This is a genomic window from [Clostridium] ammoniilyticum, from assembly GCF_025566905.1.
In the GTDB taxonomy this organism is placed as follows: Bacteria; Bacillota_I; Bacilli_A; order Erysipelotrichales; family Coprobacillaceae; genus Faecalibacillus; species Faecalibacillus intestinalis.
Genome location: NZ_JAOQJR010000002.1, coordinates 138,389 through 158,591, shown reverse-complemented (window position 1 = coordinate 158,591; position 20,203 = coordinate 138,389). Strand labels below are relative to the sequence as shown.

Sequence of the window (20,203 nt, the reverse complement as noted above, 5' to 3'; positions counted from 1 at the left end):
TTTTAATTTAGTAATGATGTATCAATAATTTGATAATTTGCGCGATGAATATAAAGAGCTTTACCATCAATCATTAATTTTGTCATCTTCGGTAATTTTTTAGGAACAGTCCAATAAACCTTATCCCCTGAATAAGCCGTAATTGGTTGCCCTAATTGAGATTTAATCACAACCACTCTTGATTTACCAAACTTATTTTTATACTTATTGATAATATTCGCAATATATGTATTATTTGAAAGTTTTCCATTATCATTACTTTCAATGTCTTCTTGAGTAAAATCAACATTAGGTTCTAAACCTTTTTGTGTAAAGATACAAGTATCTCCACAAGATTCAATTTCTTGCCCATCAATAGTAATAGTAATAACAGAAGATAATTCATAACCTGTAATAATACTTCCATCACTATCATAAGAAGTTGTTTCTACGGGATTTCCTTGAATATTGATTTTATCTCCAGTTGTTGTCATGACTCTTTTTCCATAGTTATCGAAAGTATCAATAGTATAGCCATTTCCTACAAGATTTCCTTTAATATCATTGATTTCTGATTCAAACATCGCACATCCTGTTAAATTTAATGCCATGACACCAACAACTAATAAACCTAATATTTTCTTTTTCATTTTTTCACTCCCTCTATTCATACAAATTATAACAAATTTTGTTATAAAGAATGAATAAAATACGATAAAATAGTACATAAGAGGTGAAGACCATGTTACTTAAACAAATGAAATATTTTATTACCATTGTTGATTGTCATAGCTTTACCGAAGCGGCAGAACAATGCTTTATTTCACAATCAGCAATTTCTCAACAAATTAAATCATTAGAAAAAGAATTAGGCATTCGTTTATTTGAAAGAAATAAAAGGCATTTTTCTTTAACTCCTGCAGGAGAATATTTTTATCGTCATGGAAAAGTGATTTTAGATGAAATTGAAGATTTTAAGGAAGAAACAATTCGTCGAGGAGAAGATCAAGAATTGAATCTAACCATTGGTTATCCTAAAAACTTTAGTACGAGTGAATTTCATCAAGCTATTGTTGAATTTAATCGTATTTATCCAGAAGTTAATATTTCGGTGGTAAGTGGAACTCATGAAGAATTATTCGAACTTTTAGTCCAACATCATATTGATGTTAAAATCAGCGAACAAAGAAGAACATTTAATGAAGATTATTACAATTATGAATTAAAACATAGCGAATGTTTTGTAGAAATATCTTCAATGAATCCACTATCTCAAAATGACGTTCTTACAACGGATGATTTAAAAAATATGTCTTGTATTCTTGTTGTTTCTAAAGATAAAGAAGATTCAGAAAGAGAGTTCTATGAAAAATCACTCAATCTTTCAAGACGTTTTTTATATGCGAATTCATTAGAACAAGCACGTTTAATGGTGGCGAGTCAAAGAGGATATTTACCAATTGATCAAATAGGTCATTTACCAAAAACAATGGAAGGTATTGAAAGAATTACCTTGCATTATAAAGGAAAACCAATCCAAAGAAATTATTTTGCATGTTGGTCTAAAGAAAATACCAATTATTATATTGAAGAATTTGTGAAAATGTATAAAGAGCTTTTAAATAAGTAAAACTTATGAAGATGATTAGGAATTGAAATTGTTTCAAGTCCTAATTTTTTTTATTATATAGGTGGAAAAAGAAGAAAACATTACTACACAAGTTCTTATATTAATGCAAGAAAAAATGGAAATACCACACGTCTAACAAATGCTTTTATAAAAAGCATAGAAGAAAATAGGTATACCACAGAAAAGGTCTACGTCAACTATCAAAATATTAAACCTTGTTTAGGATGTAATGTCTGTCAAAAAACAAAACAATTTGTACAAAAAGATGATAGAAGCAAGCATCATTGTCTTTGCTTTACTTGTGTATTTTTACACATTTAATGGTTTAATGAAGTTATTAATTGATCGTATATTCGCAATTGAAAAAACAGATGTAATAGAAAAAGCATATCACATGACAAAGGAGATAAAAATCAATGAGTAAAAGTTTAATTGTTTATTTTTCACATAATAAAGAAAATTATTTCTCGGGAAATATTGTTAATTTAGAGAAAGGAAATGTACAAGTCATTGCTGAAACATTATCAACAATGATTGATGCAGATGTTTATCAAATTAAAGAAGTGGATGCATATCCCTTTGATTATCATGAATGTACATCACGTGCAAGTGAAGAACTTAAAAATAATGCCCGTCCACAAATATTAGATCCATTAGAAAGTATTGATGAATACGATACGATTTATTTAGGTTATCCAAACTGGTGGTCAACAATGCAACGATTGTTATGACATTCTTAGAAAGCTATGACTTTACAAATAAACATATCTATCCTATTTGTTCACATGAAGGAAGTGGTATGGGAAGAAGTGAAAGTGATCTTAAAAAACTTTGTCCAAACAGTATCGTTCATAAAGGATTAAATATTCATGGAAGTCATATAGGTGAATGTAGACAACAATTAGAAAGATGGGTAGGAGGAAAATAAAATGAATGATTTTCAATTTCAAAACACAACAAAAGTTTATTTTGGTAAAGATCAATTAGGTCATTTACATGAAGAAGTTTTAAAATATGGAAAGAGCGTCCTTGTTGTTTATGGTGGTGGATCGATTAAAAAAATTGGACTTTATGATAAAGTCATGAAAGAATTAAAAGATAATAATGTAGAAGTTTATGAACTTGCAGGTGTAGAACCAAATCCAAGACATACAACTGTCAATAAAGGAGCAAAAATCTGTAAAGAAAACAATATTACAGCTGTTTTAGGGATTGGGGGAGGATCTACTATTGATGCTTCTAAAGCGATTGCTGCTTTAACTCTTGTAGATACTGATAATATTTGGGATTTAGTAGAAAAGAAAGTAGCTTGGCATGATGCTTTACCTGTACTTGCTATGCCTACAATTGCTTCAACGGGAAGTGAAATGGATAAATCATGTGTCATTGCTAATGTAGAAAAAGGTGTTAAAAGTGGAATCAATGGAGATATCTTAAGACCAAGAGCATCTTTCTTAGATCCTACTAATACATTTAGTGTTTCACCTAAACAAACAGCTTGTGGTGGATTTGATATCATGGCTCACTTATTCGATATGAACTATTTTGTTAATAGCGATAAATATCCATTACAATTCAATGTAGTAGAAACATTATTAAGAACAGTTCGCCAACAATTACCAATTGCGGTGGAAGAACCAGAAAACTATTCAGCAAGAGCAACAATGTTATGGGCTGCTTCATGGGCTTTAAATAGTTTCTGTACATCAGGGTATAAGACACAAGCTCAACTTCATGCGCTTGAACAATTCTCATCAACTTATGATATGACGCATGGCTTAGCTCTTGCTATTATTACTCCTAAATGGATGACATATTTATTAAACAAAGATGAAACTGTTGCTAGAGACTTTGCTCGTTTTGGTTTAAATGTGATGGGTATTCAAGATCAAGGTAATGACATGGCTAATGCAAAAGCAGGAATTAAAGCTTTACAAAACTTCATCAAAGATGAACTTCATTTACCTACAACACTTAGTGAAATGAATATTACAGATGAAAAATTTGATGAATTAAAAGTTAAAGCGTGTTATGGCCAAGATTCGCTGCCAAGAGCTTATCGATCATTAAGCCAAGAAGATTGTTTAAATATTTATAAAATGTGTTTATAAAAGACAAGACCTCAGATTTCTGAGGCCTTTTTTATTAAGAAACACATTGTGTTTCTTTTTTTACATAAGAGCGAATATGCTATAATAAATAAAAGAGGTGATACTATGAATAATGTTGTACACTTTAATATGATTCTCGAAATCAATCAATTACTTAAACAAAATAATATAGAATATTCGATTCATGGTGTTGGTGGATGTACATGTTGTGGTTTAGAACTTAGACAAGAAGGGAAAAGTTATCCTACAGATAAGATTTTAGAAGTTATTAATGGCTATTTAAAAAATCATTGGATTTATGTTCAAGAAAATAAATATCAACCAGGATTTCTTACAATTCATTCAAAATTTGATAAAAATCCTTGACTATAAAGCCACTCTATAGTGTTAGATAAAGTTAAGGAAGGGGTGTTATTTATGAAAACACACGAATTAGAAAAGGAATTAGGGATTTCAAAGCATACAATCTTCTATTATGAAAAAGAAGGGATCGTTACACCACAAAGAGATGAAAATGGTTATCGTAGTTATAGCCAAGATGATTTACAAAAACTCATCATGGTAAAGTTCTTACGTAATTTAAATATTTCGATTGATGATGTAAAAGCAATCTTAAACAATGAACTTGATTTTAAAGAATGTTTAGAAATCAATCAGATTCATTTAGAAAAACAAATTAAAAGCTTAGAAGAAGTTCAAGAAAATATTGAAATGTATGTAAGAAAAGATCTACCAATGTTACCAGCTTTACAACAAATCCAAAGAGAAGTGAAGAATTATAAATTAGGTTATCAAAAAACAACAGATATTGTATCTCTTGGAAGAAGACTTACAAAGAAACTTGCATTAAGAAAATTCTTATATAAATTTATTCCTACATTTTTAATTGTTTTATTCTTTAGTGCTGTAAATGAGCAAGATGTTTTAACAAGAGTACTTTCAGTATTAGTGATTTCATTTGTATTTACAAATGGTTTGATTGCTGCTGATTTCCAGTTTTCACAATTATGGTTAAGATTACCACTTGATCAAACAAGAAATCAATCAGTAGAGTTTTTAAATGATCGTATTCGTTATTATCAATTTAAAGGTTATATAGATAATGTAAAATATTTTTATTCTGTTTTATTTGGAAAAGAAGCTAAGTTTATGAATGAATATAAATATGAAGATATTCAAAGTGTAGAACTTCTTTTAAAACATCGTTATGAAAGTTATGGAACACCGATTGCGAGAGATTGGTATGTTCTTGATTATCGTTTTGAATTTAAAGATGGAAATCATTTCTACTTCTATTGGCCTTTTACAATTGATGATGATGCACGTTTTATTGGAATGATTTTAGATGAAAAGGTAGAAAATGTGATTGATAAAGATCATGTCATTGAAGCTTTAAAAAATGGTATTCATTTAAATGACTATATGAAAAAGACTGAAGATTAATTCAGTCTTTTTTTAATAAATTGATCTATTGCTTTAATTGTTTGATTTTGTTGGCTTTTACGAGAAATAGTCGCTTTGGCATCTCCTTTTTGATGCCCGTAGTTTCCAAAGTTAGCATGGTTACCACCTTGAATAACAACAATATTCTTTTTATAGTCTATTTTCTTTTTTACGCTGGTATTTAAAGAGCCATAGATGGTAAGTGTATCTTGAGCGGAAACATCGCCATAAATATACGAACCTAAAAGAATCAAACCATCAACTTTATCTTTATTTTTAGAAACATAAGAAGAAGCCATGGCACCACCCATAGAATGTCCACAAAGATACCAATGTTTTATATTTGAATATTTATCAATAATTTTATTAGCAGCATTTTTATTAAAAATAGCCATCTTAAAAGGCATATTAACTAAATAACAGTTATAACCTTTCTTTTCTAGTTGTTCAAGTAAAGGAAGATAAGCTGTATTTTCTACTTTAGCTCCAGGATAGAAAATAATACCTACATCACTTGTCTTTTGAGGAGTTAAAGTAATAAGATTAGAATTTACTTGTTTTACTTCTTGATGGTTTAAGATTTCCAAAGCATCACCTTGTGCGTGATAATAATCATTGACGTAAAAACCAAAACCACCAACACAAAGAATGAGAATAATTGATAAGGTAATTAGTATTTTCTTTTTCACTTCTAACAATCCTCATGACTATGTTTATAGTATTGTTGGATTTGTGGTGGAAATTGATTAAATGAAAGAGCTTGAACGTAAGCTTCATCTTTTTTTTCAATCGCTTGATCATAATACCAACATTTATAATTGAGCATAGAAAGGACTTTTTGAAGTTTTTCCATTTCTTGTAAAACTTCTTCCTTTTGTTTTTCAAAGATTTCTTTTCTTTGTTTTAACGTGGTATTTCCTAAAGAACATAAAGACATATATTCTTTTATTTCTTTAATTTCTAAGCCTGATTTTTTTAAACAATCAATAACACGTAAAGTTTCAATTTCACTTTCACTAAACTGTCTTACACCATTCACTCTTTTTAAATGAGGAAATAATCCTTCTTTATCATAATAACGAAGAGTTGAAATAGGTAATTGAAACATTTTTGAAATTTCACCAATAGAATACATATGATTTCCTCCTTGATACTTGACCTAAAGTTAAGTTTAGGTGTTATGATAAATGTAACATAAAATTCATGAATATTCAAATCTATGATAGAAGGAAGTGAATAAATAGAAATGATAAAAAAGATATTAAAAATTGTAGGTATTGTGATAGTAAGTATCGCTATTGTGGCTGTGTTATTTATTGAATTTTGGCCAAGCTTAGGTGGAAGTGTAACAGATGAAGATCAAAAAGAATATAAAGCGAGAAATTCATTATATAAAAAATGAATATTTCATGGAAATCCTGAAATTCAATTAATGACAGGACAAAAGAGTGAATATAAAAATGAAGAAAAAGTTCCTAAAGGTGAAATACCTGTTTATAAGTTGAAGAAAATAGAAAAAGCGAAGAAAGATGAACTTAAGTGGATTTGGTTTGGACATTCAAGTTCATTGCTTCAAATAGATGGAAAGAATGTCTTAATGGATCCTGTTTTTTCAAACTATAGTTCGCCAGTTCCTTTTATTGGACCAAAGCGTTTTTCTAAGTTACCGATAGATATAGAAAATATGCCAAGTATTGATGTTCTTGCCATCTCACATGATCACTATGATCATTTAGATTCTCAAACAATTAAACAAATAGATGAAAAAGTCAAAGAATATTGCGTTCCTCTAGGTGTAGAAAAACATCTTCTTCGTTGGGGAGTCAATGAAAAGAAAATACACGTTATGAATTGGTGGGATGAAGTAAAAGTTGATGGACTAACGATTACTTCAACACCAGGTAGGCATTTTACTGGACGTGTTCCTTGGAGAAACAATACGACATTGTGGAGTGGCTATGTCTTTAAAAATGATAAATATACAACTTATTTTACAGGGGATACCGGTTATGGAAATCATTTCGAAGAAGTTTATGAAAAATTTGGTGCTATTGATTTATTAATGATTGAAGATGGACAATATGATCGAGCATGGTCCAATATTCATATGTTACCCAAAGATGGCATTCAAGCAATGAAGGATCTTCATGCAAAGTGGACAGTTCCTGTTCATTGGGGTGCCTTTTGTATTTGTAATCATGCTTGGGATGATCCAATTAAACAAATTACCACAAGATCACAAAAGGAAAACTTAAATGTAGCAACACCAAAGATTGGTGAAATTGTCGATTATAGTAAAATAGAAACTTATCAAGAACATTGGTGGGAAAATGTTGAATAGTTTTTTCATATTATGAAAGAAATTTTAATAATTTTCCTTTATAATGTTTATAGAAAAAATCAAATGGAAACAAGGAGGTAATGAAAATGGGATTTCCTAAAGGATTTTTATGGGGTGGAGCAGTAGCTGCCAACCAATGTGAAGGTGCATATTTAGAAGATGGTAAAGGATTATCTGTACCAGATATGTTATTAGGTGGAGATGTCAATACACCAAGAACATTCTTACCAAAAACAGATCCAGAAGCTTTTTATCCTAGTCATGAAGCAGTAGACTTCTATCATCATTATAAAGAAGATATCGCTTTATTTGCTGAAATGGGATGGAAAGTATTCAGATTATCAATTAACTGGGGGCGTATTTTCCCAAATGGTGATGATGAAGAACCAAACGAAGCAGGATTAGCTTTTTATGACAAAGTATTTGATGAATGTCATAAACATGGAATGGAACCATTAGTTACTTTATGTCACTATGAAATTCCATGGAACATTGTAACAAAATATAACGGATTCTCAGATCGTAGAGTCATTGATATGTTCGTTAAATACGCTACAACTTGTATGAAACGTTATAAAGACAAAGTTAAATATTGGTTAACATTCAACGAAATTAATATTGCATGTATGGGTGAAGGTGGAATTGGTAACCTTTATGGGCTTGGATTAATGGATCCAGAAGATGTTAATGCAGATCATAGAATTCCATTAAATGAATTAAAATCAAATGAACAAATTATGTTTGAAGCATTACACAATGAATTTGTAGCAAGTGCAAGAACAGTTATTGAAGGTCATAAGATCAATCCAGATTTCATGATTGGTAACATGATTGCACATACAACTTTATATCCACTAACACCAAATCCAAAAGATATCTTAGCAGCATTTGATGAAGATAACTTTAAAAATAATTTCTGTGGAGATGTACAAGTACGTGGAGAATATCCATCATTTATCTTCAGATATTTTAAAGAACATAATATTGATACTTCTTATATTACAGAAGAAGATAAAAAAATCATTAAAGAAGGTACAGTTGACTTCTATACATTCTCATATTACATGTCAAACTGTGTAACAGTAGATGAAAATGCAGAAACAACAGCAGGTAATATGTCAAAAGGTGCTAAAAACCCATACTTAAAAGCATCTGATTGGGGATGGCAAATTGATCCTGATGGTTTAAGATATACATTAAACTTATTACATGATCGTTATCCACATACTCCATTAATGATTGTTGAAAATGGTTTTGGAGCATTTGATACAGTAGAAGAAGATGGATCAATTCATGATGATTATCGTATTGATTACTTCAAAGGACATATTCATGCAATGAAAGAATCTATTGAAGATGGTGTACCATTAATTGGATATACAACATGGGGACCAATTGATTTAGTATCAGCTGGAACAGGACAATATGCAAAACGTTATGGATTCATTTATGTAGATAGACATGATGATGGCACTGGAGATTTCTCTAGAAGCAAAAAAGATTCATTCTATTGGTATAAAAAAGTTTGTGAATCTAATGGTGAAGAAATTTAATATAATAAAAGGACGATGCTTTGGCACCGTCCAATTTTTTTAATTATTTTTAATATAAGGATTATGATAGAAAGAATAAACAAGTTGAACTGTCATTACACACCAGATAACTGGTTCACAGAAGATAACAGCCATATATTGAAAACGTGGAATTAAGAAGATAACAAAGATAATCTTTCCAAAGAATTCAATCACACTTGAAATTAAAGGAAGAAGTTTTTGACCAATTCCTTGAAGTGCATAACGTGTTTGCATCAATATTCCAAGCACGGCATAGAAAGGACCAACAATTGTAAGATAAAGTGTTCCATTATGTAAAACAACTTCTTTACTTGAGCCTGATATTAATTTCACTAAAGAAGAACCAAATAATAAGATAATACAAGTTACAATAGCTGCACCAATAATGTCATAGATATAAGCATAACGAAGTGCTTGTTTAATTCTATCTTTTTGATTAGCCCCTTTATTTTGAGAAACAAAAGTTGAAATAGCAAGAGCCATTGCTGTAAAAGGCATATTAAAGAACATATAAAGTTTTCTTGCAGCAGTATGTCCAGCAATAATTAAATAACCTAAATTATTAATACCATATTGTAAGATGACAGAACCAGCAGAAACAATACAATTCATAAATCCCATTGAGAACCCTTGTCCTAATAATTCTTTATAAAGATCTTTATCAACTTCAAAATGTTCTTTTTTAGGCAGTAACAAAGGTGTCTTTTTAAACATATAAATGATACACAAAATAACGGAAGTTCCTTGAGAAATAACAGTTGCGACTGCAGCACCTTGAACTCCCATATTTAATTGAGTAATAAAAACTAAATCTAAAATAATATTTAAAACAGATGAAACAACCAAGAAAACAAGAGGCATAACACTATTACCAATGGCTCTCATTAATCCAGCACATAAGTTATAAGCAAACATAACAATAATAAATAAAACAATAAAGAAAATATAACTATAAGCTTCATCAATAATGTTTGCAGGCGTATTTAATAAATGAAGAAGTGGTTGTAAGAAAATTAAACCAATAAGTGTTAGTCCAATTGAAACAACAATACCAATGACTAAAGAACTAGCAACTGATTTCTTCAATAATTTTTCATCTTTAGAGCCAAAACTTCTTGCAGTAACAATAGCAAGACCATTTCCAATACCTAAGGCAAAACCTACAAGTAAGTCATAAATAGAGGCACATGATCCAATGGCTGCTAAAGAAGCATCTCCTAAAAAGTTTCCAACAATCATGGTATCAACGGTGTTATAAAGTTGTTGGAAGATATTTGATATAAATAGTGGTAATGCAAAAATGATCAATGATTTAAAGATAGGTCCATGAATCAAATCAACATTTGTATTAAATGATTTACGTTTTATCGAATCCATATTCTTCTCCTATTCTGTAATATTTCGATTAAAAATTTCTACAAGTGTAAAGATTCCATCCTCATATTCATATTTTTGAATACAACAATTATAAAATCTTTCGGTTTTCTTTACTTTTGCATGTTCTTCCCAAGCACGATAGAACTGTGCACAAGCAGCACCATGAGAAACCGCTAAAACAACTTGATGATCTTCCTTACTTATGATTTCAGTTAAAGTTTTATTCATACGTTCTCTAAGTTCAAGTTCACCTTCACCACCGAATTGTTTAAAGAAATCCCCATAAGGTAGTTTAGGATTTAAACATTCATCTTTTCCTTCAAAAGCACCAAAATTCCATTCTTTTAAACCTTTTAATCTTGTATAAGGCATATCTGTAATGATTTCTAAAGTATCCGATGCTCTTTCAGAAGTAGAAGCATAAGCGTGATCAAGAGTAATATTTGTAAAGTATTCTTTTGCCATTTGTGCTTGTTTAATTCCTAAAGGTGTAAGAGGTGCATCACACCAACCTTGTATTTTATGTTGTAGATTGAACAAAGTCTGTCCATGTCTCATTAAATAGAGTGTTTTTTTCATGATAAATCTCCCCCCCCAAGTTTACTTTAATCAATAATATTATAAAAGTACAATACCTAAATAGCAATCTTCTATAACTAAAAATAATAGTAAAAATAGGATTTAAAAAGTACCATAAAAAAATACCAAATATAAAATATTAATATGTAGTAAAAAAACAAGAAACAATAGATATAATATTGTAATCGCTTACAATAAGCGGAGGTGATAGTATGAAAGTGCGAAAGGGAGGAAAAGAATATGAAAAGTAAAAAAATAATAGCAGCATCCTTAGGCGCAGCGTTATCGTTATCGATGCTTTGTATGCCTGTTTATGCTACTAGTCCAACAGTTAGTTCTATTGTTGCAAACACACAAGTTGGAGATGGACAAAGAGAAGTATCTTCATTTGAAATTGAGGTAAGCGATGAAAGTATTATACAAAATTTAACAGCAGCAGATTTTGATATTATTAATAATTCAAGCACTGTTCCATTTGATGTAAATACAGGATCTTGGGCAAAAGCTTATCAAGATGATGGGATTGAATTAAGTGTATCAGGAAATAAGTTAAAAATGACAGTGAATCCATTTTGTTATGCTGGAATCTATAAAACAGATTGGTCATTTCAAAGATTGGATTGGGAAGTTAAATGTTTAACTAATGATGCATTATCTTTTAAGGCAAGTGATGTAACAACAGTTAAAACTAAAGTCTTAGATGATACAGAAAGAAAGACATTTACTTATGCTGGATTAACACGTCAATATGCGTTATATTTACCAAAAAATGCGGATGGATCAGTTAAGAAAAATGTACCACTTGTTGTATGGAATCATGGTGGTGGAGAATATAATGGTAATTTAGAAGATACTCTTGTAGCGAATAAAGGATTAACTGGTTGGGTAGATGCTGGTTATGATGTTGCAGTATTACAAATGCAAGTTGGAAATGAAAACTATAGCTATGGTGCTGCAGAAAATGAAGATAAGAAAAAATTAATTGACCAAAACAATGCGTTACAAGCACAATTGATTAAAAATCTAATTAATGATGGAAATGTGAATAAAAATCAAGTATATGTTGCAGGTGCTTCTAGTGGAGGAGGAGCAACAATGAGATTTTTAATGCAATATCCTGAAATATTTGCTGGAGCTATAGCTTGTTGCTCAATGGATCCAATTGTTCCTGTACATAATCAAACATTTGCAGCATTAGGTAGAAAAAAAGATCCTTTTGATACAATTGTTTCGAATTTTGAAGAAGCATTCCAAGGAAATGTATATACTTGGGATGAAAGTACACAATCGATGGTTTCTAAAAAAATTGATACTCAAAAATTATTAGATGTTCCAGTTTATTATACGCATGCTGAAAATGATCCAACATGCAATGTAGATAGTTCAAAAGCTATGTACAAAGCTATGGAAAATATGGGAGATAAAAATAATAAATTATCTATATGGTCAGATGATGAAATGAAAGCTGTAGGAATCAGCAATGGTATGGGAGGTACATTATTGCATTGGTCATGGGTAAAAGTTCTTAATGATAATACTGATGGTAGTCCAATGAATTGGTTGTTCAAACAATCTAAAGTGGAAACAGTGTCAAAATCAGAAGATAAAGTAGATGATAAAAAGGAATCAACAGTTAATAATAAAGTTGAACAAAGTGTTAAAACTGGAGATAATACAATGATTGGTTCATATGCTATTATCATGTTGTTAGCAGTAGGTGCCTATACAGCTACTAAAAAGGTAATTAGATAATAATTAAGTAAGGCGGAAAATGGTTTCAATTTTTCCGCTTTTTATATTATAATATTTTTGTTGTAGGAGGGTGTTTATTGTGAGCAAAACAAATTTAAAAATAGAATATATTTTAAAAGCATCTAATAATATAGAATTTGATAATATTGATACATATATATCTAGAAAAATATTTGAACACTATAATAAAATACCAACCTATACATTAGAAGACATTTTAACAATTTTAAATATATCAAAACTTAAATTTAAAACATATCTTAATCAACTGGGATATAAAAATTATACAGCGTTTAAAGATGAGGTTATTTTTGAAAGAATAGTAAGACTAAAACAAATCAGAGATAGATATGAAAGTTTTGAAAAAAATAAAATTATTCAAATTATGAGTCAATTAAGACATCATCTAATTAATATGGATGAAATAGATAAAATTTGTAAACAAATAAATGAACATGAAAGATTTATAGCTTATGGGTCACCAACACTTTTAAATTTATTGTTTGATTTTCAAGTAGATATGAAAATATTTGATAAAACGGTTTTGTTAAGTTCAGTAAATAATGGAAAAATTTTAGTACCAAAAAATAATGATCTTATTGGTCTCTTTACAGCAACAGGAAGATTATTAGGCTGTTGTGATGCAAAATTTCAAGAAGTTGTTTTAGATACAAAGAATACAAAGATACTTTTTAGTAAATCTCAAATAAATAGTGAATATATTGATTTTAGCTTTTCTATGGATACGGATAATGATTATTATGAAATGCATTATGTTTTTTTATTTCTATTTGATTTAATTAAAACGAGATACTATGAATTATATATAAAGGAATGAAAATATGATTATAGGAAAAATAATGATGATACAAAATAGTAGTTCAAAAGAGAGTGTGGAATATTTAATTAGTAAAAAAATAATGGAATTAAAAGGTAATATTAAGGATTATACATTAAATAGATTTATAGAAGAAGTGGGTGTGTCTAAGACTTCGATGGTCAGATATTTAAAAAATATTAATATTAATAAGTTTTCTTATTTTAAAAATGTTATGTACGAAGAATATATGCATGCGGAAGTAGATATGAAAAAGATGAAAAAGGTTATTAAAAATAATTTTCCTCACATACAAACACAAATTTTTAAAAAAATCATGGTATGTAAAAGAATTGTTATATTAGGCGATGGAAATAGGTTTGCATTGTTACTATGTCAAAAAGCGTTGACATATTTAGGATATCCTTGTGAGATACCGGTTTATCTTGGAAGTGAAGAAGAAATTATTGATCAGTTTCACTTGAAAGAAGATGATTTGGTTATTATTGTAAGTTTACATGAAACATATGATGATTTTTGTACAAATAGATCTGTTTTTTATCAAAATGCTAACTATTTAGATGTGAAAATAAAACCTAAAATTGGGTTTATAGGAGTTGCTCCTAAAGATAATCATCTTTATTTTAACTACAATATAAATCAAGAAAGCTTTGATAAAAGTATGAATGAGTTACAAGTATTCTTTTTAAATCTTGTACAATATATTCTTTATAAAAATGGAATATAAAAGGCGTAGCACAAACTACACCTTTTTAATTATTGAAACCAATAATCTAGATAATCATATTTAAAGACGCGATAAACAAATTTACCACCAGTTGTTTTAAACGTTCTTAATAAAGTTCCATCCTGACTGTATTCGCTCCAAGACATTGCGATACCACTATCGATAATTACATTTCCATCTAATTCTTGAACACTACTTACATATCCTGAATAAGCAACAGGAATACTATTTACAAGTTCAACAGTACGATTATTTTCATCTACTAAATATTTATAGTAATAAGATGTTCCTTTTTTTAAGTTATAGTAAGTATTTGAATAATTTGAATCACTTTTCCAATCATAATCAGGACGTGTTGTACTTACCGCAAGGTTATTATAAAGATAGAGATAATATTGACCTTGAGGTAGGGAGTTATCATCTACATAAGTGACACAATGTTGACCAGCTTGCATTGAAAAATCGCTTGTTTTATTTAAGAGTAAGGAATCATATCCACTTTCTTGCCAAAAGTTATCAGAACCAATCATGTAATCAATTGTTGGATTTGAATAGATATTATCTAATTTAATAATTGTGGATGTTTCTCTTGAACTAATAATTAAACTTGTTTTATCAACAAGAGCCAGTGAATTGATATGCATCCAATCAAGATCTTCTGCACCATCAGGTAATGAAGTTGTTGAATAATAATCAGGTAATAAATCAATAAGATCTACAAGTTCTGTTATGTTACCAGAATCTTTTTCAATCATAATAATTTTATCTTCACTTGTTTTTGCTTCTTTTTCACTTGCAAGAACAAGAATATTATTGTTGCTATCAAAGATGTAATCATGATGTAATTTATAATTACCTGTATCATAAATTTTAGAAACATAACCAGTTTGTTCCATACCAACTATTTTTGTACTAGAAATACTAAAGTACATGGTGTTGTTTTCAAAAAGAATACGGTGACTTCTATAAGAAACGATAGGAATTTCACTACGAATGATGCCGTAATTATCATAAAGTCTCATATAAGCTTGTTCTTCACTCTCTTCAGTAACATCGTTTCCAAGAACAGTATAAAGACCGTTAGATAAGGATGATGTATTTGAATCATCGCATTCTACTGTAAGATATTGATCACCGCCTTGTAATGAAGGGGCATTATATGACCATGATAAGGTATCAACAACTTTACCTTGTTTATTTGTTAGAGTAACTGTAATCGTATTTGTTTGATTAGGAATTGCTCCAATTAAGAGATATTCATGTTCTGTTGTATAACCGCTTAATGTATTAGTATTCAAAGTTTGTGAAAAATTAGCGTAATTATCACAACGAATTGTGTAACTTGCTTGTAATTCTTCTGTGGTTTTAAAATACATATAAACAGCTGTTGTATTTGTTCCATATGGATTCCTTATTAATAAAGGATGTTGAAAAGTATAATTATTTAATTTCTTTTGTTTATTAATTTGATTATGTATAAGAGTTTGATATTTTTCACTATAAATAGTAGAAAGGGATGTACTTTTATTTTTTAATTTTAAGTAATTTATTGAATTATTATCATTACTTGAAGCTTCTATTTCTGTAGAGTTAGAAAACATGAGATAGAGTGGAGCTATAGAAATAGATAATATTAGTAAAATTAATTTTTTTAATTTATGCATAATCTTTACCTCCGCATCCATTATGTATGTGAATTATGTAAAAAATGTCGCATTTATTTAAACAATTATAAAAAAGTAATGATTATAGAAGAAAAAATGGCTTATATAAATAATAATTTAAAAAAAATAAAAAAAGGACAAGAAAAAGCTTTACAAAAGGGAGAGAGGATGGTAATATAAATGGGCACTCGACGAGAGAGTCAAGTGAGAGGACATTGAAAACTGAACAGGAAAGAATAAAACACAACGTCAATGAGAGTTTAGAAATAAACAGAAAACAAAAAAGAGCTAAACAGACCAAAGTTGTCTGAAGAGATAGAAGGACAATGGAGAGTTTGATCCTGGCTCAGGATGAACGCTGGCGGCGTGCCTAATACATGCAAGTCGAACGCTTCACTTCGGTGAAGAGTGGCGAACGGGTGAGTAATACATAAGTAACCTGGCATCTACAGGGGGATAACTGATGGAAACGTCAGCTAAGACCGCATAGGTGTAGAGATCGCATGAACTCTATATGAAAAGTGCTACGGGACTGGTAGATGATGGACTTATGGCGCATTAGCTTGTTGGTAGGGTAACGGCCTACCAAGGCGACGATGCGTAGCCGACCTGAGAGGGTGACCGGCCACACTGGGACTGAGACACGGCCCAGACTCCTACGGGAGGCAGCAGTAGGGAATTTTCGGCAATGGGGGAAACCCTGACCGAGCAACGCCGCGTGAAGGAAGAAGTAATTCGTTATGTAAACTTCTGTCATAGAGGAAGAACGGTGGATATAGGGAATGATATCCAAGTGACGGTACTCTATAAGAAAGCCACGGCTAACTACGTGCCAGCAGCCGCGGTAATACGTAGGTGGCGAGCGTTATCCGGAATTATTGGGCGTAAAGAGGGAGCAGGCGGCACTAAGGGTCTGTGGTGAAAGATCGAAGCTTAACTTCGGTAAGCCATGGAAACCGTAGAGCTAGAGTGTGTGAGAGGATCGTGGAATTCCATGTGTAGCGGTGAAATGCGTAGATATATGGAGGAACACCAGTGGCGAAGGCGACGATCTGGCGCATAACTGACGCTCAGTCCCGAAAGCGTGGGGAGCAAATAGGATTAGATACCCTAGTAGTCCACGCCGTAAACGATGAGTACTAAGTGTTGGGTGTCAAAGCTCAGTGCTGCAGTTAACGCAATAAGTACTCCGCCTGAGTAGTACGTTCGCAAGAATGAAACTCAAAGGAATTGACGGGGGCCCGCACAAGCGGTGGAGCATGTGGTTTAATTCGAAGCAACGCGAAGAACCTTACCAGGTCTTGACATCGATCTAAAGGCTCCAGAGATGGAGAGATAGCTATAGAGAAGACAGGTGGTGCATGGTTGTCGTCAGCTCGTGTCGTGAGATGTTGGGTTAAGTCCCGCAACGAGCGCAACCCCTGTTGCCAGTTGCCAGCATTAAGTTGGGGACTCTGGCGAGACTGCCGGTGACAAGCCGGAGGAAGGCGGGGATGACGTCAAATCATCATGCCCCTTATGACCTGGGCTACACACGTGCTACAATGGACAGAGCAGAGGGAAGCGAAGCCGCGAGGTGGAGCGAAACCCATAAAACTGTTCTCAGTTCGGACTGCAGTCTGCAACTCGACTGCACGAAGATGGAATCGCTAGTAATCGCGAATCAGCATGTCGCGGTGAATACGTTCTCGGGCCTTGTACACACCGCCCGTCACACCATGAGAGTCGGTAACACCCGAAGCCGGTGGCCTAACCGCAAGGAAGGAGCTGTCTAAGGTGGGACTGATGATTGGGGTGAAGTCGTAACAAGGTATCCCTACGGGAACGTGGGGATGGATCACCTCCTTTCTAGGGAGAGAAAGTTGTGCTTTCTTGTTTGGTTTTGAATGTCCTGGACATTCAAGAGGACATTGAAAACTGGATAGTAGTAAAAAAAATTGCGAAAACGATAAAGAAGAGATTAGACATTAAAGAAAAGGTCTAGTACGAAAAGTCGAAAGTAACTAAGATTTTACAGCAAGTGTAAACGAAAAAAAGTTCAAGCAAGCAAACCTAGAAGGTAAAGCAAGAAAGGGCGTATGGGGAATGCCTAGGCACACTCCGGCGAAGAAGGACGCAGCAAACAGCGAAATGCGACGGTGAGCGGTAAGCACGTGAAGAGCCGTCGATATCCGAATGGGGGAACCCACACGGAGTCATATCCGTGTATCACATGTCGAATACATAGACATGATGAGGCGAGACGCAGGGAACTGAAACATCTAAGTACCTGCAGGAAGAGAAAATAAGAATGATTTTCTGAGTAGCGGCGAGCGAAAGGGAAAGAGCCCAAACCGATTTTAGGATCGGGGTAGTAGGATCATCGAGAAATCTGACAGAGGATCATAGAGGAATCACATGGGAAGGTGAGCGAGAGAGGGTGAGAGCCCCGTACTCGAAATGAGAGACTGGAGAGAGATGACACCTGAGTAGGGCGGGACACGAGAAATCCTGTCTGAATCAGCCGGGACCATCCGGCAAGGCTAAATACGAGAGAGTGACCGATAGTGAACCAGTACCGTGAGGGAAAGGTGAAAAGAACCCCGGGAGGGGAGTGAAAGAGAACCTGAAACCATATGCCTACAAGAAGTCAGAGCCCGTTAAAGGGTGATGGCGTGCCTTTTGTAGAATGAACCGGCGAGTTACTGTATGGAGCGAGGTTAAGCAGGATATGCGGAGCCGAAGCGAAAGCGAGTCTTAAGAGGGCGAGAGTTGCATGCAGTAGACCCGAAACCGGGTGATCTAGCCATGACCAGGTTGAAGTTGGGGTAAAACCCGATGGAGGACCGAACCGACCCCCGTTGAAACGTTGGCGGATGAGTTGTGGCTAGGGGTGAAATTCCAATCGAACCCGGAGATAGCTGGTTCTCCCCGAAATAGCTTTAGGGCTAGCGTCGAGGTAAGTTGCGTGAAGGTAGAGCACTGAATATGTGATGGCCCCATCTCGGGGTACTGAGCATAATCAAACTGCGAATGTCACGCCAACATGCTCGGCAGTCAGACAGCGGGTGATAAGGTCCGTTGTCAAGAGGGAAACAGCCCAGACCATCAGCTAAGGTCCCAAAATGTATGCTAAGTGGAAAAGGATGTGGAGATGTACAGACAACTAGGAGGTTGGCTCAGAAGCAGCCATCCTTTAAAGAGTGCGTAACAGCTCACTAGTCGAATGACTCTGCGCCGATAATTTACCGGGGCTAAGCATACTACCGAAGCTATGGATCCCAAGGGATGGTAGGGGAGCGTTCCATGAACGGAGAAGTACGACCGAAAGGACGTGTGGAGATCATGGAAGAGAGAATGCCGGTGTGAGTAGCGGAACGTGGGTGAGAATCCCACGCACCGAAAACCCAAGGTTTCCAGAGGAAGGTTCGTCCGCTCTGGGTAAGTCGGGACCTAAGGCGAGGCCGAAAGGCGTAGTCGATGGACAACAGGTAGAGATTCCTGTACCCGTATATATGTGAAGGAATGACGGAGAGAGGAAGCTGCAGCCAGCGGCTGGAAGAGCTGGTGCAAGCGAGATATCGGGATGGCAGGCAAATCCACCATCCGAAACGAGAAGGCGTGAAGCGTACGGAAAGCTACGGCGAGTACGGAAGGCAGTGGAGGAACTTCCAAGAAAAGTTTCTAACGTAAAGTATATATGGCCCGTACCGAAAATGGACACACATGGGTGAGGAGAGAATCCTAAGGTGAGCGAGAGAACTATAGCTAAGGAACTCTGCAAAATGACTCCGTAACTTAGGGAGAAGGAGTGCTCATAGAGATATGAGCCGCAGTGAAACGGCCCAAGCGACTGTTTACCAAAAACACAGCTCTCTGCTAAGCCGCAAGGCGAAGTATAGGGGGTGACGCCTGCCCGGTGCTGGAAGGTTAAGGGGAGGGGTTAACGCAAGTGAAGCCCTGAACTGAAGCCCCAGTAAACGGCGGCCGTAACTATAACGGTCCTAAGGTAGCGAAATTCCTTGTCAGGTAAGTTCTGACCCGCACGAAAGGCGTAACGATTTGGGCGCTGTCTCAGCTGTAGACTCGGTGAAGTCTTAGTACCTGTGAAGATGCAGGTTACCCGCGACTAGACGGAAAGACCCCATGGAGCTTCACTGCAGGTTGATATTGGGATTTGATGCAGCATGTACAGGATAGGTAGGAGGC

General features: G+C 33.5%; 18 protein-coding genes and 2 rRNA genes (1 of these 20 only partly in view). 14 read left to right on the top strand and 6 right to left on the bottom strand.

The genetic code is table 11. The features are described from left to right. Positions 1-2 precede the first annotated feature (2 nt). On the bottom strand, positions 3-629 hold the full coding sequence (locus OCV55_RS02880; RefSeq protein ID WP_147579750.1) for a DUF5052 family protein: 627 nt from the start codon (positions 627-629) through the stop codon (positions 3-5). A 92-nt stretch (positions 630-721) separates the two neighbouring features. On the opposite strand from OCV55_RS02880, the gene OCV55_RS02875 reads away from it, so the two are divergent. From OCV55_RS02875 to OCV55_RS02850, 6 genes are all read left to right on the top strand, one after another. Further along, entirely contained in the window at positions 722-1,609 is an 888-nt protein-coding gene (locus tag OCV55_RS02875) for a LysR family transcriptional regulator (protein WP_147579749.1), read from the top strand. A 416-nt stretch (positions 1,610-2,025) separates the two neighbouring features. After that, the gene (locus tag OCV55_RS02870; RefSeq protein ID WP_267309781.1) at positions 2,026-2,340 is read left to right on the top strand and encodes a flavodoxin; all 315 of its coding nucleotides are present in this window, start codon (positions 2,026-2,028) and stop codon (positions 2,338-2,340) included. Next, complete coding sequence (locus OCV55_RS02865) at positions 2,313-2,537, top strand: flavodoxin (RefSeq protein WP_267309780.1); 225 nt, start codon at positions 2,313-2,315, stop codon at positions 2,535-2,537. Before OCV55_RS02870 ends, OCV55_RS02865 begins: the two co-directional genes overlap by 28 nt. A gap of 1 nt (position 2,538) precedes the next feature. Beyond that, positions 2,539-3,720 (top strand): iron-containing alcohol dehydrogenase, encoded by a 1,182-nt coding sequence (locus OCV55_RS02860; RefSeq protein ID WP_147579746.1) that lies wholly within the window; start codon positions 2,539-2,541, stop codon positions 3,718-3,720. 105 nt (positions 3,721-3,825) lie between these two features. Then, positions 3,826-4,086, top strand: a complete 261-nt coding sequence (locus tag OCV55_RS02855; RefSeq protein ID WP_147579745.1) for an RDAC family protein — start codon at positions 3,826-3,828, stop codon at positions 4,084-4,086. Positions 4,087-4,137: 51 nt separating this feature from the next. Next, on the top strand, positions 4,138-5,163 hold the full coding sequence (locus OCV55_RS02850; RefSeq protein ID WP_119362537.1) for a MerR family transcriptional regulator: 1,026 nt from the start codon (positions 4,138-4,140) through the stop codon (positions 5,161-5,163). Here the strand turns inward: OCV55_RS02850 and OCV55_RS02845 are convergent. Both OCV55_RS02845 and OCV55_RS02840 read right to left on the bottom strand, forming a co-directional pair. Further along, a complete protein-coding gene (locus OCV55_RS02845) occupies positions 5,160-5,852 on the bottom strand; it encodes an alpha/beta fold hydrolase (protein WP_217498484.1) in 693 nt (230 codons plus the stop codon). The two genes, OCV55_RS02850 and OCV55_RS02845, sit on opposite strands and share 4 nt — an antisense overlap. Before the next feature lie 2 nt (positions 5,853-5,854). Further along, on the bottom strand, positions 5,855-6,298 hold the full coding sequence (locus OCV55_RS02840) for a MerR family transcriptional regulator (RefSeq protein WP_147579743.1): 444 nt from the start codon (positions 6,296-6,298) through the stop codon (positions 5,855-5,857). Positions 6,299-6,409: 111 nt separating this feature from the next. Between OCV55_RS02840 and OCV55_RS02835 the strand changes: the two genes are divergently transcribed. The 3 genes from OCV55_RS02835 to OCV55_RS02825 all read left to right on the top strand — a co-directional run bounded on the left by OCV55_RS02835 (position 6,410) and on the right by OCV55_RS02825 (position 9,057). Further along, complete coding sequence (locus OCV55_RS02835; protein WP_267309779.1) at positions 6,410-6,565, top strand: hypothetical protein; 156 nt, start codon at positions 6,410-6,412, stop codon at positions 6,563-6,565. A 30-nt stretch (positions 6,566-6,595) separates the two neighbouring features. Continuing rightward, positions 6,596-7,504 (top strand): MBL fold metallo-hydrolase, encoded by a 909-nt coding sequence (locus OCV55_RS02830; protein WP_147579741.1) that lies wholly within the window; start codon positions 6,596-6,598, stop codon positions 7,502-7,504. Between the two features lie 86 nt (positions 7,505-7,590). Continuing rightward, complete coding sequence (locus OCV55_RS02825) at positions 7,591-9,057, top strand: glycoside hydrolase family 1 protein (RefSeq protein WP_106987358.1); 1,467 nt, start codon at positions 7,591-7,593, stop codon at positions 9,055-9,057. 39 nt (positions 9,058-9,096) lie between these two features. Here the strand turns inward: OCV55_RS02825 and OCV55_RS02820 are convergent, their stop codons facing one another. Both OCV55_RS02820 and OCV55_RS02815 read right to left on the bottom strand, forming a co-directional pair. Continuing rightward, positions 9,097-10,455: an MATE family efflux transporter gene (locus OCV55_RS02820; RefSeq protein WP_147579740.1), complete on the bottom strand. Its 1,359-nt coding sequence runs from the start codon at positions 10,453-10,455 to the stop codon at positions 9,097-9,099. Between the two features lie 9 nt (positions 10,456-10,464). After that, positions 10,465-11,034 carry a histidine phosphatase family protein gene (locus OCV55_RS02815; RefSeq protein WP_147579739.1) on the bottom strand — a complete coding sequence of 190 codons (570 nt, stop codon included), beginning with the start codon at positions 11,032-11,034 and terminating at the stop codon, positions 10,465-10,467. Positions 11,035-11,274: 240 nt separating this feature from the next. Between OCV55_RS02815 and OCV55_RS02810 the strand changes: the two genes are divergently transcribed. The 3 genes from OCV55_RS02810 (at position 11,275) to OCV55_RS02800 (ending at position 14,351) form a co-directional block, all read left to right on the top strand. Continuing rightward, on the top strand, positions 11,275-12,786 hold the full coding sequence (locus tag OCV55_RS02810) for a carboxylesterase family protein (RefSeq protein WP_147579738.1): 1,512 nt from the start codon (positions 11,275-11,277) through the stop codon (positions 12,784-12,786). A gap of 79 nt (positions 12,787-12,865) precedes the next feature. Then, positions 12,866-13,624, top strand: a complete 759-nt coding sequence (locus OCV55_RS02805; RefSeq protein WP_032091227.1) for a MurR/RpiR family transcriptional regulator — start codon at positions 12,866-12,868, stop codon at positions 13,622-13,624. A gap of 22 nt (positions 13,625-13,646) precedes the next feature. Continuing rightward, complete coding sequence (locus OCV55_RS02800) at positions 13,647-14,351, top strand: MurR/RpiR family transcriptional regulator (RefSeq protein ID WP_143712318.1); 705 nt, start codon at positions 13,647-13,649, stop codon at positions 14,349-14,351. Between the two features lie 29 nt (positions 14,352-14,380). On the opposite strand, the gene OCV55_RS02795 is transcribed toward OCV55_RS02800, so the two are convergent. Next, positions 14,381-16,015 carry an aryl-sulfate sulfotransferase gene (locus OCV55_RS02795; RefSeq protein ID WP_147579737.1) on the bottom strand — a complete coding sequence of 545 codons (1,635 nt, stop codon included), beginning with the start codon at positions 16,013-16,015 and terminating at the stop codon, positions 14,381-14,383. 323 nt (positions 16,016-16,338) lie between these two features. Here OCV55_RS02795 and OCV55_RS02790 point away from each other — a divergent pair. Both OCV55_RS02790 and OCV55_RS02785 read left to right on the top strand, forming a co-directional pair. Continuing rightward, positions 16,339-17,863, top strand: a 16S ribosomal RNA gene (locus tag OCV55_RS02790). 210 nt (positions 17,864-18,073) lie between these two features. After that, positions 18,074-20,203 (top strand): 23S ribosomal RNA (locus OCV55_RS02785) (it continues 741 nt past the right edge of the window). The 16S and 23S rRNA genes sit together here, the layout of an rRNA operon.